Here is a 14,452-nt window from a genome sequence, read left to right as displayed (position 1 = left end):
GTCCGATCAGCTCTGTTTTTTCACCCAGTTCACAAAGAAAATATGGGAATCTTCCCGCGCTGTTCCGCTGGAAGTTGTCCATTTATAGGTGTATGTATATGTCACACATTTTTCTTTATCCATATTCAGATTTTTAAATGCTTTCGGAGTCATGAAATATAGATAATCAAAATCATCTCTCGTATCGCCAAAGCCCGGGATCACACGCTTTGTGCCGTTCTTCAGATATGCATCCATGATCGACTGGGATTCATCCACTGCACCGTAGGCTCCATTATTTTTCAGCTGATTGATAATCGAACTGCTCTGCTCCGCAATTCCCGTCAGATAGTTTGTCAGACTTCCGTTCCGCGCCGGTTCAAACTGCTGCTGTTTATAAATCGCGGTGCGGAGCGAAATATTCTGTGCCGCCATCCGGTTCCGGATGACCATCGCAACTGCCGTCATACCGGTTTTTCTCTGGACACCCGCCTCCGCACTGCAGATAGCCGCAAAGAAATCACGGTCACTCACAGACGGATCCGTGTAATACTGATGCTCCATCGTATAATATTTTCCGCTTACGCTGTCCTTTGCACGCACATACTGGCTCGAGCCGAGAATGCACACTCCGTTTTCGTCAAAGCTGTAGTACCAGTTGCTGCTGTTCTTTTTCAGCAGAGCGTAATACGATTTTACCATCTTTCCGTCGCTTCCAAAGTAATACCAGCCCGTCTGCGGATCACCGCTTACCATCCGTTTCTGTGCATTGAGCCACTGGTTCTTTGCCATGCCTCCCCAGTCTTTAAAGTAATAGGAAGCGCCGTTGATAGTCCGCTCTCCCGTCACCATCACGCCGTTGGCATCGGCATAGTAACTGTTGTTTAAATGCGTAAAGAAAGTATTGCGGTACATCGCACCATTTTCCCGGAAGTAATACCACTGGTTCTCTTTCGAAAGCCAGCCCGTCACCATCTTTCCATCCGCATCGGCATAATACGTTTCACCGCCAAGCTGGAAAAAGGTACTACGGTACATGCCGCCCCAGCCCCGGAAATAATAATACGTACCATTGATTTTCTGCCAGCCGGTTACCATCTTTCCATCTGCATTCACACGATATGTATTGTTGTCATATTCAAAAAAGCGGTCAAAATACTGCTCTCCGGTTTCATCAAAATAGTAATATGTACTGCCCTGCTGCAGCCAGCCGATGGTCAGTTTTCCATCTGCAGCCGCATGGCAGACACTCGTTCCGTTTTTGATGAATGCATTCTGATACATGCCGCCCCAGTCCTTGAAATAGTACCAGTCACCGTCGATCTGTTTTTTTCCGACAGCCATCTTTCCGTTCTCATCGGCATAGTAAAGTGCACTTCCTGTCGGTGCTTTGAAAAAGGTGCTGCGGTACATGCCGCCCCAGCTTCGGAAATAATACCAGGTTCCATCCTGCAGCAGCCAGCCGGTCGTCATCTTTCCATCCGTATCAACATGATAAATATTATTTTTATGCGTCAGAAAGGTGTTTTGTGCCATGCCGCCCCAGCTTCGGAAGTAATACCAGATCCCGTCAATCTGTTCGAACCCGGATGCCATTTTTCCATCCGCATCAACATAATACGTATTCTTGTCATACTCAAAAAAACGATTCCGGTACATCGCGCCCTGATCATCAAAATAATAATACACATCATCGATCAGTTTCCAGCCGGTCGCCATTTTTCCGTCCGCATCAGAATAATACGGTACATTTTTCACGGTGTAAAAGGCATCCCGGTAAACACCGCCCCAGCTTTGGAAATAATACCAGGCTCCATCAAGTTTTTTCCAGCCGACCGCCATTTTTCCGTCATTATTCAGGTAGTAACGGTTCTTGTCGTACTCTCTCCAGGCTCCTTTGACAATGGTACCATCCGGATCCTTAAAATACCAGATCCCGTTCTCATTCACCCATGGGTAATAGCTTCCAGCCTGCACGGATACCGCCGTCTCTTCGGGCTTTCCGCTCTGTACTTCTGCCGCCGGAAGATCCGAGGCGGCATTTTCCGCTGTCGAATCCGGCGTCTCCGTTTCTGTCATCTCCGGCGTATTTTCGTCTGTGGTTTCCGCCTCCGATGTTTCTTCTGTTTCTTCCTGTGTAACAGCAGAAGCCTCATTTACCAGACTCTGCTCTGTGCCTGCTCCAAATACGTTCGCAGCACTGACAGCGGTTGTCACGCAGGCTGCCGCCAGTACTCCCCTGATTACTTTATTTTTCATTATTTATTCTTCTCTCCCTGCAAAAACAGGCAAAGCCTGCTGTGTGCTCTGCCTGTTTTAAAATTCTGCTCCTGCTTTATCTTATTTCAAAAACGCCCGAACAGTCTCCGGCATCTGATCTACATCACACTCTGTCGTATGAAGCACCGGTGCAGTACGGATTTCTTCGATCGCACGCGGAATCTCGGTATTGGCAAGTGCAGACAGCTTGTCTACCTGCTCCAGTACTGGAAGGGTGTCATACTCCGGTGCAATCGCTGCAAGAACGCTGCTTGTAAATTTATACGGGCTTGCGGTAGATGCGATGACGGTCTTAGTTTCGTCATAGGTTTCCTCGCGGTATTTTCCGTATACAGCCGCTGCAACCGCGGTATGGGTATCAATCACATATCCGGTATCGCTGTACAGTTTTGCAATCGCGTCTGCTGTCTCCTGTTCGGATGCATAATTGCCGTAGAAGTCTGCCAGCTCTTTTTTCATCGCATCGGTGATCTCATATTTTCCGTCCTTTGCAAGATCCTGCATCAGCTCGCGGTCTGCTGCTTCGCTGTTTCCGGCGATGCGGTAGATCAGACGCTCCAGATTGCTCGAGATCAGGATATCCATGGACGGTGATGTTGTCAGAATAAAGTCTCTGTTTCTGTCGTAAACGCCGGTGCGGAAGAAGTCAAACAGAACTTTGTTCTCATTGGAAGCGCAGATCAGTTTTGCGATCGGCAGTCCCATCTGTTTTGCATAGAATGCAGCGAGAATATTTCCGAAGTTTCCGGTCGGAACGGTTACATTGATCTTTTCTCCGTCTGCAATCTCTCCGTTTTTCACCAGGTTTGCGTAAGCATATACGTAGTAGACGACCTGCGGAACGAGTCTTCCGATGTTGATCGAGTTTGCAGAGCTGAACTGGAAGCCTTTATCTGCCAGCTCTTTTCCAAGCTCTTTGTCGTTAAACATTTTCTTCACGCCGGTCTGTGCGTCGTCGAAGTTTCCGTGGATGGCAACAACGTGGGTATTTTTGCCCTTCTGTGTTACCATCTGTTTTTCCTGAATCGGGCTTACGCCGTTCTTCGGGTAAAATACAATAATTCTGGTGCCCGGCACATCTGCAAAGCCTGCCATTGCTGCTTTTCCGGTATCTCCCGATGTAGCAGTTAAGATAACGATCTCATTTTTCACGCCGTTTTTCTTTGCGGCGGTCGTCATCAGATGCGGCAGAATGGAAAGTGCCATGTCCTTGAACGCGATCGTTGCGCCGTGGAACAACTCCAGATAGTAAACACCGTCTGCTTTTGTCAGCGGTGCAATTTCCTCTGTGTCAAATTTTGCATCGTATGCGTTTGCAATACAGTTTTTCAGTTCATCTTCTGTAAAGTCGGTAAGAAAACGGCTCATTACCTCGTATGCCACTTCCTGATAGCTCATAGCCGCAAGTTTTTCCATGGGAACATCCAGTGCTGGAATGGAGGTCGGTACAAATAATCCGCCGTCGTCGGACAGACCCTTTAAGATTGCCTGGGATGCAGTTACGGTTTCTCCATTGCCTCTGGTACTTTTGTATAATACTTCCATGCTCTTTCTCTCCTTCACTTTGACTCCCGGCAGAGCCTCTCTAACTCCCGGCCGGATACGTTTCAGATTAGTTTTACCTGTACGCTTCCTCTTATTATAATGGATGAAGTATGAAAAAACAACAAAAATATACAAAAAATGACTGTGCACAAAAATGCACAGCCATTTTCCACCATTCTGCCAAAATATTTTTTGTCAGAATGTATGATTTAATTTTCGTCGGACTCCTCCGTTTTTGCTTCGCCGTCTTCTAACGCCGGAGCTTCCCTTTCTGTCTCCTCGAGTGCGAGTGCCTCTTCCTCTTTTTCCGCATTCTCTGCGATTTTATCTTCCGCCCAGGTCACAAACGCTGCCGCGTCTCCGATTTCAAAGCGTTTCTTATCGAGAAAGGTGCTTCTGCCTCCGATGGTGATGCGGATAAAGTTGTCAAACTCCGTCACCTTTGTCAGCTCTTCGAGCGGAATATCAGTGCTTCTGCCCTCTTTTTCGTATGTCATTGTGAGCACCTGCTCAGTAAAACGAAGGGTACGTTCTCCAAGGAGTCCTCTCTTTTTGCATTTTTTCATCTGTGAACGTGCCATCAGATTCGGCAGAAACGTACACAGAAGTGCCATCAGAATGGAGATTCCAAGATTGAAGAAGTCTCCCGGCATGATAAATCCCCGCGCTGCTGCACCGTAGATCATAAAAGCGATCGCAGCCACAACAGCAATCCCTGTAATGATCCGCAGTACCAGACGTACTTTTTTTATCTCGGTGCCGTAAATCTCCACAAACATTCCTTTGGTGTATTCAATTTTGTTTTTAAACAGCATATGCTCTCTCTTTTCTTATCGGTTGTTGATTGCAGTTACCAGCGCGTCGATGGAAGCGCGGATGATATCCGGATCTACGCCTGCGCCCCAGGAAAGGATTCCGTCCGGCTTTTTGATGCCGACGTAGGCAATTGCCTGTGCACTTGAGCTCTGCTCCAGCGCGTGCTCCGTATAGCTGACCAGATCATACTGCAGATTGTACTGCTGTTTCAGCGCGTTGCTGACAGCATTCAGACGGCCGTTTCCTTCTGCATATACAGTTGCATACTCACCGCCCTCGTAATTGGAGGTAACCTGTGCTTCAATTCTGCCCTCATCGAGCTGTTTAAAGTGAACGCCGTTGATGTTGTACGGTGTCGTTACGTTCTCGAAGGTATCTTTAAAGAGTTCAAAGATCTCATCCGGACGCAGCTCTTTATGCAGATGATCGGAAACGGATTTTGCGGTATAGCTCATAGCCTCGCGCATCTTCGCCGGCAGATTCAGGCCGTATTTCGTCTCCAGAATATAGCCGACACCGCCCTTTCCAGACTGGCTGTTGATGCGGATGACGTCTGCATCGTAGTTTCTTCCGATATCGGTCGGATCGATCGGCAGATACGGAACGGTCCAGGTATCCGGTGCTTTCTCCTCGATCCAGTGCATGCCTTTTGCGATCGCATCCTGATGGGAACCGGAGAAGGCTGCAAATACGAGAGATCCGCAGTACGGGCTTCTCGGGTTGATGCTCATACCGGTGAAGGATTCAAATGCATGGCAGAGTTTCGGCATATCGGAGAAGTCAAGCTCCGGATCGACGCCCTGCATGTACATGTTCATGCCGACCGTGATAATATCCACGTTTCCGGTTCTCTCGCCGTTTCCGAACAGCGTTCCCTCGATACGGTCTGCTCCGGCAAGGATACCCATCTCTGCATCGGAAACGCCGCAGCCGCGGTCATTGTGCGGATGAAGGGAAAGAACGACATTATCGCGGTATTTCAGGTTTTTGCTCATATATTCCACCTGGCTTGCATAAACGTGCGGCATGGAAAGCTCCACGGTGCTCGGCAGGTTGATGATGGCTTTGCGGTCTGCAGTCGGCTGCCATACGTCGAGAACGGCGTTGCACACCTCAAGCGCATATTCCGGCTCGGTTCCGGTAAAGCTCTCCGGGCTGTACTCGAAGCGGTATTTCTCGCCGGCCTCTTCTGTCAGCTCTTTTAAGAGCTTTGCTCCCTCAACGGCGATTTTCAGGATGTCTTCTTTCGATTTTTTGAAGACCTGCTGACGCTGTGCATAGGAAGTGGAATTGTAAACGTGAACGATGGCATTCTTGCAGCCCTTTAATGCCTCGAAGGTCTTGCGGATGATATGCTCTCTCGCCTGGGTCAGAACCTGAACGGTTACGTCATCCGGGATCAGATCCTGCTCGATCAGGGTGCGAAGGAATTCGTACTCGGTCTCAGATGCTGCCGGGAAGCCGACCTCGATCTCTTTGAAACCAACCTCGACGAGGAGTTTGAAGAATTCTACCTTCTGCTCCAGGCTCATCGGAATTATAAGTGCCTGGTTTCCGTCACGAAGGTCAACGCTGCACCATACCGGTGCTTTGTCAATGCTGTCTTTTTCTGCCCAGTCCATGCACGGAACCGGCGGCATATAATACTGTTTCTGATACTTCTTTACATTCATCATGATTTTTTCCTCCCAGAAAGTGAAATACAATTTATTCTGCCGACATAAATTCGGGATGAAAGCATAAAAAAATCTCTCATCTTCTGTGTCGGCTTCTGACACAAGAGACGAAAGACTTGCTATCTTACGCGGTACCACTCCTGTTTTACAGAGATTTTCTCTGTACACTCTGCGGATACGGATGAAACATCTGCATATCCTGCCCTTCTAACGGTGGGTTTCCGTCTGCACCTACTCTTTTTATTCTAAATTTGGGAGCAGCGGCTCTGAGGTCAGTTCCACGGAATTCGTCTGCTGTTTCACATCACCCAACAGCTTTCTGGATTCGGAAGCTCCATGTAGTATTCCTCTTCTTTGCCTTTTTCCTAACTTGGCTCTTATGTTACCATTTTTCTCCATCTCTGTCAAGCGGAAAACGCAGGATTCCGTAAAAATACACCCGCCGGAAAGGAGGCTCCGGCGAGTGCTCTAACGCATGATTTCGTTGTTTTATTTGTTGTACTCTTCCAGGTATTTCTGGTAATCCTCTACCTGTTTTCCGTGGATTTCCTTGAGCTCATCCAGCACATCCTGCAGACCGAGTCCATTGATTTTATCAACGTAAGAATCCCAGTCATCCAGAGATTTTCCGCCGCCGATGACACCCCAGGTGTATTCTTTCATCGCGTCACCGATATCGGTTCCGAGATCATTGTTTACGGTATATGCATCCGGGTTCTTCTTCTCGATGGTCTTTGCATAAGCATCACGGCTGTTCTCTTTTACTTTTTCAAAGAGTTCGGTCGTCTCTTCTGTATTGGCAATGTTGGCAGCATCTTTTCTTGCGAAGAGATCCTGGAACAGGTTGATACCAAGGTTCTGCTCGGTGTTGACTGCACCATCGCCCGGGTTGATGATTTCGTAGGTTCCGTCGCCGTTGTCTTTGTAGTCTCTTCCCTCAACGCCGAATTTCTTGTGAATCCAGTTCTCCGGTGTTGCCATGTCATCAAAGATCGCATACGCTCTTTCCGGATCGGAGCAAACGTTTGTGATACCGAAGTAGCACCATGCTGCGATGGTTGCCGGCTCGTCCTGCGGGTTGCCGTTGTCGCCGCTTACCATATCGATCGGAATCCACTCTGCATCCGGGTTGGAAGCATAGAAGGACTGCATCGTACCGCTGGACGGGTTGTTCCAGGATACCCAGCTGTAGGTTGCGCCGAATCCGCCGTTTGCCATCTCCTCATCACGGTCAGTATCGGTGATGATGCTCGGATCGATGACGCCGTCTGCGTACAGTTTTGCTACGCGTCCCAGCCACTCTTTGCAGTCATCGGTGGTCGGTCCGTAGATGTAGGAACCGTCTTCCAGACGAAGGAAGTCCATACGTCCGTTTCCATCGCCGCTTCCCTGGATCCATGGCCAGAAAGTACGGTAATCGTATCCATCACCATTCCATCCGTAGGTGTCATCCACACCGTTTCCGTCCGGATCGTCGAAGGTAAATTTGTACAGGCAGTCTTCCAGCTCATCCAGTGTAGTCGGAACAGCCAGTCCTAAGTTGTCCAGCCAGTCTTTCCGGATCCACAGAGTCTCACATGCCGGCTCTGCAACGTCGCCCGGGATACGGTAAATTCCGTTGTCTCCGGATGCGTAGAACATAACGCCAGGATCTACGCTGTTGTAGTAGTCAACCATGTTGGTATATTTCTTCATATACGGAGAAATATCCACCAGAAGGCCTGCGTCTACCCATTTCGTATAGTCAGCTTCCATGTTCCACCACCAGATGATGTCCGGTCGCTGTGTCTCATCGCCCATCAGAAGGGAAATTTTGGATGTTGCATCCGACCAGCCCGGCAGTGCGATGATATCGATATCCAGGTTGTAGCGGTCCTCCATCCATTTCTGCATTTCGCTGTCCGGCTGGGTATAACCCTGCAGGCACACGATGGAAAGTTTCATTTTCTCATCCTGATTCAGCACGTCGATCGGTTCATCCGACTCTTCTCTTACGACTTTTCCGCTGTCTGCGGATTTGCTGCTTCCGCAGCCCGACATCATTCCCACTCCCATTACTCCTGCAAGGAGCAGTGCCATCATTCTTCTCTTCATTTCTCTTCCTCCTCTTTTTTATCGTTAAAATCAGCCCTTAACGCCGCCGATCATAACTCCTTTTACAAAGTACTTCTGCACGAAAGGATATACGCACAGAATCGGTACGGTTGCAACGACAACGGATGCTGCTTTGATCGTAGCTGCCGTTACGTTGGTCGTTGCTGTTACGGTAACACCGGCAGACTGCATTGCCTGGTTGGTGTTGGTCAGCATGTAGCGGAGAACCGCCTGCAGAGACCATCTGCTCTTGGTGTTGATATACAGAACGCTGGAGAAGTAATCATTCCAGTAACCGACTGCGGTGAACAGCGCGATGGTCGCGATGCTGGCCTTGGAAAGCGGAAGAACGATTTTTGCAAAGATCGTAACATCGTTCGCACCGTCCAGTCTTGCGGACTCCTCAAGGCTCTCCGGAATTGTGGAGAAGAAGCTTCGCATAATGATTACGTTGTATGCACTGATGAGTCCCGGCAGAATCAGAGACCAGCGGTTGTCGATCAGATGCATGTTTTTGATCAGCAGGTATCCAGGGATCATACCGCCGGAAAACAGCATGGTGAACAGGATCAGAAAGTTCAGTGTTTTCTGGAACGGCAGGTTTGCCTTGGAAAGCGGATATGCGGTCGTTGCGGTAAACAGGGTTCCAAATACGGTTCCAAGTACGGTAACGCCGATTGTTGTAGCGTATCCGGTCCAGATGGACGGATCTTTAAATACTTTTGCGTAGGTGTCCAGGTTGAATCCCTGCGGATAGAGGAATACGCCTCCTTTTGCCGTTGCTTCCACTGAGCTGAAGGACATCATGATGACATGCCAGAACGGGTAAACCATCACGATACTCAAAAGAATAAAAAAGATGTAGTTGAATACGGTAAAAGCTTTCTCTGCTTTTCCACGTTTGATTACGGTACCACCGCTTTTGGATGCTTTCATTTTCATTCCTTCCTTTCTCTCTTAGAACAGACCTTCGTTGCCGGTTCTCTTGGCAACCTGGTTGACGAACAGAATCATGATCAGTGCGACAACAGATTTGAACATGCCGGCTGCTGTCGAGAAGGAATAATCATTGTTGATAATACCCATACGGTATACATAGGTATCAATGATATCCGCTACGTCGTAAACGTGTGAAGTGTACAGCATGAAGATCTGGTCGAAACCGGCGTTCAGAATGTTGCTGCTGCTCAGGATGAACTGGATGATAATGGTCGGTACAATACACGGCAGTGTAATGTTGATGGCCTGTTTCCATTTTCCGGCTCCGTCGATCGCAGCCGCCTCATAAAGCGATGGGTCAATACCGCTGATTGCTGCAAAGTAGATAATCGTTCCCCATCCAAGACCCTTGTAAATATCCGTGATGATCAGCATCGGAACGAAGTATCTTGAATCCGTCAGTACCATGATATGCTGTCTGGTGAGCGTCTGGATCAGGTTGGTGATCATACCGTTATCCGGATCAAGTAATGTCATGATGATACCGGAGAGGATAACCCAGGAGATAAAGTGCGGCAGATAAAGCAGTGTCTGAGAAACTTTCTTAAATGCCATATTTTTCATCTCATTCATCATCAGTGCCAGGATAACCGGAATCGGGAATCCCAGGATCAGTTTTAAAAGACTGATGACAATCGTGTTCCGTAGAACCGGTAAGAATGAGTTTTTAGAAAACAGATCCATAAACTGCTGAAATCCGACCCACTGGCTTTTGGACGGATCGTACTGGTTGTAATCCTGAAATGCAATTTTCAAGCCGTACATCGGGATATACTTGAAAACCGCGAAGAAAATGATTCCCGGAATCAACAGGAAAAATAACCAGCGTCTTTTTACAACTTCGCGTGCGGTTCTCGCACATCTTTCTTTCCAGGTTTCTTTTTTGCCTGAAACTGTCTTTACTTGTGCCATTTCGCTCTCTCCTTTCCTTCCGGCGATACAATGCATTATTTTGCACTATTAATTTTTAATATGTGATATTAACGAGGTTTTTATTCGTGCGTTTTGTTACTTTTTAATATTGCATTTTTTCGCCATCCGTTAATCATATTAAACAATGTTTTCGGACTAAAGTCAAGATTTTTTTGTGCATTTCTTGCGTTTTTGTCATTTTTGTTCAGTTTAGCTTTCCTTAATTGCACTATTTTGCATTATTAATTAGTGTTTTTCTACATGGCATTTATGCACGAATTTGAATCATCGCAAAAAGGGAGCCGGAAACGCCCCGGCAGACGGTTTTTCTTCTCGTCCGCCGGGGCGTTTCCGGCTCTCTTTCTTTTTTCATTTTTTCCTGTTTTTTCTATTTCTTTCTATCCCTGGCGCTTGCACGAGGAACGGCGTACCACAACCTCACCCGATACGAGAATCCTCTCTTTCGGCGCTTCCGGGTGCTCCTCCCGCCATAAAAATTCATGTACCATACGGCGGCCAAGCCACTTTGTATCAACGTGAACGGTCGAGAAAAACGGATACAGCATCCGGTCCTCGTCATCATCAAACCCGGTCAGCGCCACATCTTCCGGCACGCGCACACCGATTTTCCGGAAGGACTCTGTCAATCTTTTGGCGATCATATCGTTGCCGCAGACAATCGCTTCCGGCAGGGTATCATAGCTCGCCACAATCTTGTCAAAATTTTCCGGGTAATAAAAATGATCGCTCTCCATATTGGGGCGCACAAGCTCCTCCTCGAGCGGAATGCCCGCCTGTTCCATCGCTGCAAGGAAACCGACATACCGGTCATGCATCGACTCATACGTGCTGCTGTGCTCACTTAGGAAACCGATCCGCATCATGCCCTGCTCGATCAGATGGGACGTCAGAAGACTCACCGGCTGCACACCGTCCACACGCACGATATCGCCCATCGGCCGCTGTTCGATACCGCAGTAATGGTCAAGCTGAAAAATGCGATACCCCAGATTTACCAGTTTCTGCATATATTCCGGCGGCAGCATCTTAATGCAGAAGATTGCATCGATATTTTCATCCAGTCCGAGCGGCAGAATACCGTTCTCTTCCTCACGCTCCGTCACGACCGCAACGCGCGTCTGACAGTTGTTGAGGCTCGCCTCCTCAGAGATGCCGCTCACGACGCGGTCCCAATAAACAGCGGCATCCCGCGTACGCAGAACCATAATATTGTAATGCTTCTCCTGTGGTGCCCGAACCTCTTCCACGTATACATTTTCGCCCAGATACCCATTCCTTTTCGCCATCCGAAGAACTCTCTCCCGTGTCACCGGAGCCACCTTCGGATCATCCTTTAATGCCATGGCAACCGTATTCCGGGACAGTCCCAGCTCCTTTGCCATACTCTGTATCGTTACTTTCCCCATAACTTCCTCCCTGTTTTTTCTGCGCAATTCATTTTTCTCTCGCACACGTCTTTGTCCGTAAGAAAAAAAGTGCCGTAAAACGACACTCTTACCGATCGGGGCAACAGGATTTGAACCTGCGACCTCACGGCCCCCAGCCGTACGCGCTACCAAGCTACGCCATACCCCGTAATCACACTTTTATTATACCAGCGAACTTCTGAAAAATCAATGCTATTTTTCCCTTGTCCATTTCATTACATTCACTTCTTTATTTTGTGTCATGTTTTCCTCTGTTTTACCGTATCGTCACTTTTTCTTTCTAAATATGTAATTTTTCGACGTTTTCCACGTATCATAAGTGAAAGGGGAAAATCGTATGCCATACAAGCTTTCACCTCTGGCATGCCCGTCTGCAAAGACTATGTAAAAACTGAATAAAAGGAGACATCGTAATGGAAACTAAAATTTACTTTCTACTACACTCTTTAGGAATTGGTGCAAAATACCGCGGATTTCGCTATCTCGCCTATGGTATCGCTTTATGCATGGAAGACGAAGATTATCTCCTTCGGGTCAGCAAAACGCTGTACCCAAAGATCGCACAAACGTTTCAGGTATCGTCCTCCTGCGTCGAACGAGACATCCGCACCGCTATTTCCGTCTGCTGGACCCGCGGAAACCGTGATCTGCTCTTTTCGCTTTCTGTGCATCCGGTTCTGACAAAACCGACCAATTCCGAATTTTTTGATATTTTAAGTTCTTATATCAAGTACTATCGCGCTTTTCCTGCCTGTCGTCAGGAGGCATAAAAAACAAATATGCAAAAGAAAAACACTTCCGCGCCGTATCATATTGGGGGATATGCATGGCGCGGAAGTGTTTTTTTCATGATAGAGCAAAAAGGAGACTGCCCACAAAGGCAGCCTCCCGATATGGATCATTTGACAGCAAACCGATTAGTTGTTGATCAGTTTGTCCTCGTTGCTCCAGCTGTACAGTTTTCTGATTTCTTCTCCGACTTTCTCTGACGGATGCTCTGCAGCTTTTCTTCTCATAGCACGGAAGTGAGCCTGTCCGCCTGCTGGGGACATATCCAGAAGGAAATCTTTTGCAAAAGTACCATCCTGAATATCGGAGAGGATTTTCTTCATGGTCTTCTTCGTCTCTTCTGTAATCAGCTTCGGTCCGGTGATGTAATCGCCATACTCTGCTGTATTGGAGATAGAGTATCTCATTCCTGCGAATCCGGACTGGTAGATCAGATCTACGATCAGTTTCATCTCATGGATACACTCAAAATATGCATTTCTCGGGTCGTATCCGGCTTCGCACAGAGTCTCAAATCCAGCCTGCATCAGGGCGCATACACCGCCGCAGAGAACTGCCTGCTCACCGAACAGGTCTGTTTCGGTCTCAGTTCTGAAGGTTGTCTCCAGAAGACCAGCTCTTGCTCCGCCGATTCCAAGACCGTAAGCCAGTGCTCTGTCCAGAGCTTTTCCAGTGTAATCCTGCTCAACAGCAACCAGGCAAGGAGTTCCTTTGCCAGCCTGATACTCGCTTCTTACTGTGTGGCCAGGTGCTTTCGGAGCGATCATGGCTACATCTACGTTCTTCGGAGGTACGATCTGTCCGAAGTGGATAGCGAAACCATGAGCGAACATCAGCATGTTGCCCTCTTCCAGGTTTGGCTCGATATCTTTTTTGTACATTGCAGCCTGTTTCTCATCGTTGATCAGGATCATGATGATATCAGCCTGTTTTGCAGCCTCAGCAGCGGTATATACTTTGAATCCCTGTGCCTCTGCTTTTGCCCAGGATTTGCTGCCTTCATAAAGTCCAATAATAACATCACAGCCGGAATCTTTCAGGTTCAGTGCATGAGCATGTCCCTGGCTTCCGTAGCCGATAATTGCGATTTTTTTGCCTTCCAGTAAAGAGAGATTACAATCTTCCTGATAAAAAAGTCTTGCTGCCATTTTATTTTCCTCCATATATATAGAATGTCTTGACCGGCGGCAGGTCGGTCAATTTATACAGCGAAAAGCATTTCTGCCTTTTGCTGTTTGTCAGGGAAATGAACTTTTCTATACAAAAATTTCATTCCTCTAGCAAACGTATGTAATGTGATCTGCGTTAATCGAGGTAACGCACATCGTGGACTCCTCTGGAGAGTCCTGTCACTCCTGTTCTGGCCAGTTCCAGGATTTCGTATCCCTGTACCAGATTCAGGAACCCTTCGAGCTTTGACTGGTTTCCGGTCAGCTCTACAATCAGGCTTTCCTGTCCCACATCCACGATTCTTCCACGGAAGACATCGGAGATGGCGATGACATTGCGGCGTTCATTTTCATTCACACGGATTTTGACCAGCATCAGCTCTCGTCTGACACTCTCGTCCGGCTTCAGCTCTTTGATGTCCCGCACATCGACAAGTTTTGCCAGCTGTTTTTTGATCTGCTCCAGAATCATTTCATCACTGCAGTACAGAACAACAGTCATTCTTGTGTATCGCGGGTCTGCTGTCACACCGGCGGTGATCGTCTCGATATTGTATCCGCGTCGGCTGAAAAGACCAGCTACTCTGCTTAAAAGTCCCGGCGTATTATCCACCAGCAGGGATAATGTTCTTTTCTGTTCCATAAACACCAACTTTCCTCCATCCGCAGGCGCCGCGGATTTTCAGCAATTTCTTACAACTTCCAACGCCTTATCCAATATATTAGCAACTTATCCTCGCTTTGT

General features: G+C 47.9%; 11 protein-coding genes, 1 tRNA gene and 1 other annotated feature. Of the genes, 1 reads left to right on the top strand and 11 read right to left on the bottom strand.

The window, feature by feature from the left end:
• Positions 1-6: 6 nt before the first annotated feature.
• The 9 genes from DW743_RS03460 to DW743_RS03420 form a co-directional block, all read right to left on the bottom strand.
• The gene (locus DW743_RS03460; RefSeq protein ID WP_117760347.1) at positions 7-2,238 is read right to left on the bottom strand and encodes a cell wall hydrolase; all 2,232 of its coding nucleotides are present in this window, start codon (positions 2,236-2,238) and stop codon (positions 7-9) included.
• A gap of 81 nt (positions 2,239-2,319) precedes the next feature.
• Entirely contained in the window at positions 2,320-3,804 is a 1,485-nt protein-coding gene (gene thrC, locus DW743_RS03455) for a threonine synthase (protein WP_117760348.1), read from the bottom strand.
• Between the two features lie 209 nt (positions 3,805-4,013).
• On the bottom strand, positions 4,014-4,619 hold the full coding sequence (locus DW743_RS03450; protein WP_055218094.1) for a hypothetical protein: 606 nt from the start codon (positions 4,617-4,619) through the stop codon (positions 4,014-4,016).
• Positions 4,620-4,634: 15 nt separating this feature from the next.
• Entirely contained in the window at positions 4,635-6,296 is a 1,662-nt protein-coding gene (locus DW743_RS03445) for a 2-isopropylmalate synthase (RefSeq protein ID WP_191892601.1), read from the bottom strand.
• A 100-nt stretch (positions 6,297-6,396) separates the two neighbouring features.
• Positions 6,397-6,660: a binding site (T-box leader), on the bottom strand.
• A gap of 125 nt (positions 6,661-6,785) precedes the next feature.
• A complete protein-coding gene (locus DW743_RS03440) occupies positions 6,786-8,390 on the bottom strand; it encodes an extracellular solute-binding protein (RefSeq protein ID WP_055218096.1) in 1,605 nt (534 codons plus the stop codon).
• A gap of 30 nt (positions 8,391-8,420) precedes the next feature.
• Positions 8,421-9,326: a carbohydrate ABC transporter permease gene (locus tag DW743_RS03435; protein WP_055218098.1), complete on the bottom strand. Its 906-nt coding sequence runs from the start codon at positions 9,324-9,326 to the stop codon at positions 8,421-8,423.
• 21 nt (positions 9,327-9,347) lie between these two features.
• Positions 9,348-10,301 carry an ABC transporter permease gene (locus tag DW743_RS03430; RefSeq protein WP_070100779.1) on the bottom strand — a complete coding sequence of 318 codons (954 nt, stop codon included), beginning with the start codon at positions 10,299-10,301 and terminating at the stop codon, positions 9,348-9,350.
• 398 nt (positions 10,302-10,699) lie between these two features.
• Positions 10,700-11,728: a LacI family DNA-binding transcriptional regulator gene (locus DW743_RS03425; RefSeq protein ID WP_117760349.1), complete on the bottom strand. Its 1,029-nt coding sequence runs from the start codon at positions 11,726-11,728 to the stop codon at positions 10,700-10,702.
• Between the two features lie 95 nt (positions 11,729-11,823).
• Positions 11,824-11,897: transfer RNA gene (locus DW743_RS03420), tRNA-Pro, on the bottom strand.
• Between the two features lie 265 nt (positions 11,898-12,162).
• Between DW743_RS03420 and DW743_RS03415 the strand changes: the two genes are divergently transcribed.
• Positions 12,163-12,519, top strand: a complete 357-nt coding sequence (locus DW743_RS03415; protein ID WP_055266619.1) for a sporulation initiation factor Spo0A C-terminal domain-containing protein — start codon at positions 12,163-12,165, stop codon at positions 12,517-12,519.
• A 147-nt stretch (positions 12,520-12,666) separates the two neighbouring features.
• Here the strand turns inward: DW743_RS03415 and ilvC are convergent, their stop codons facing one another.
• Both ilvC and ilvN read right to left on the bottom strand, forming a co-directional pair.
• Positions 12,667-13,686: a ketol-acid reductoisomerase gene (gene ilvC, locus DW743_RS03410; protein ID WP_055266617.1), complete on the bottom strand. Its 1,020-nt coding sequence runs from the start codon at positions 13,684-13,686 to the stop codon at positions 12,667-12,669.
• A gap of 157 nt (positions 13,687-13,843) precedes the next feature.
• Positions 13,844-14,350, bottom strand: coding sequence for an acetolactate synthase small subunit (gene ilvN / locus DW743_RS03405; protein ID WP_055226439.1), 507 nt, complete (start codon positions 14,348-14,350; stop codon positions 13,844-13,846).
• Between the last annotated feature and the right edge of the window lie 102 nt (positions 14,351-14,452).

The organism is Blautia sp. AM28-27, assembly GCF_003480905.1.
Lineage (GTDB): Bacteria > Bacillota > Clostridia > Lachnospirales > Lachnospiraceae > Fusicatenibacter > Fusicatenibacter saccharivorans.
This window is presented reverse-complemented; position numbering and strand designations above follow the sequence as displayed.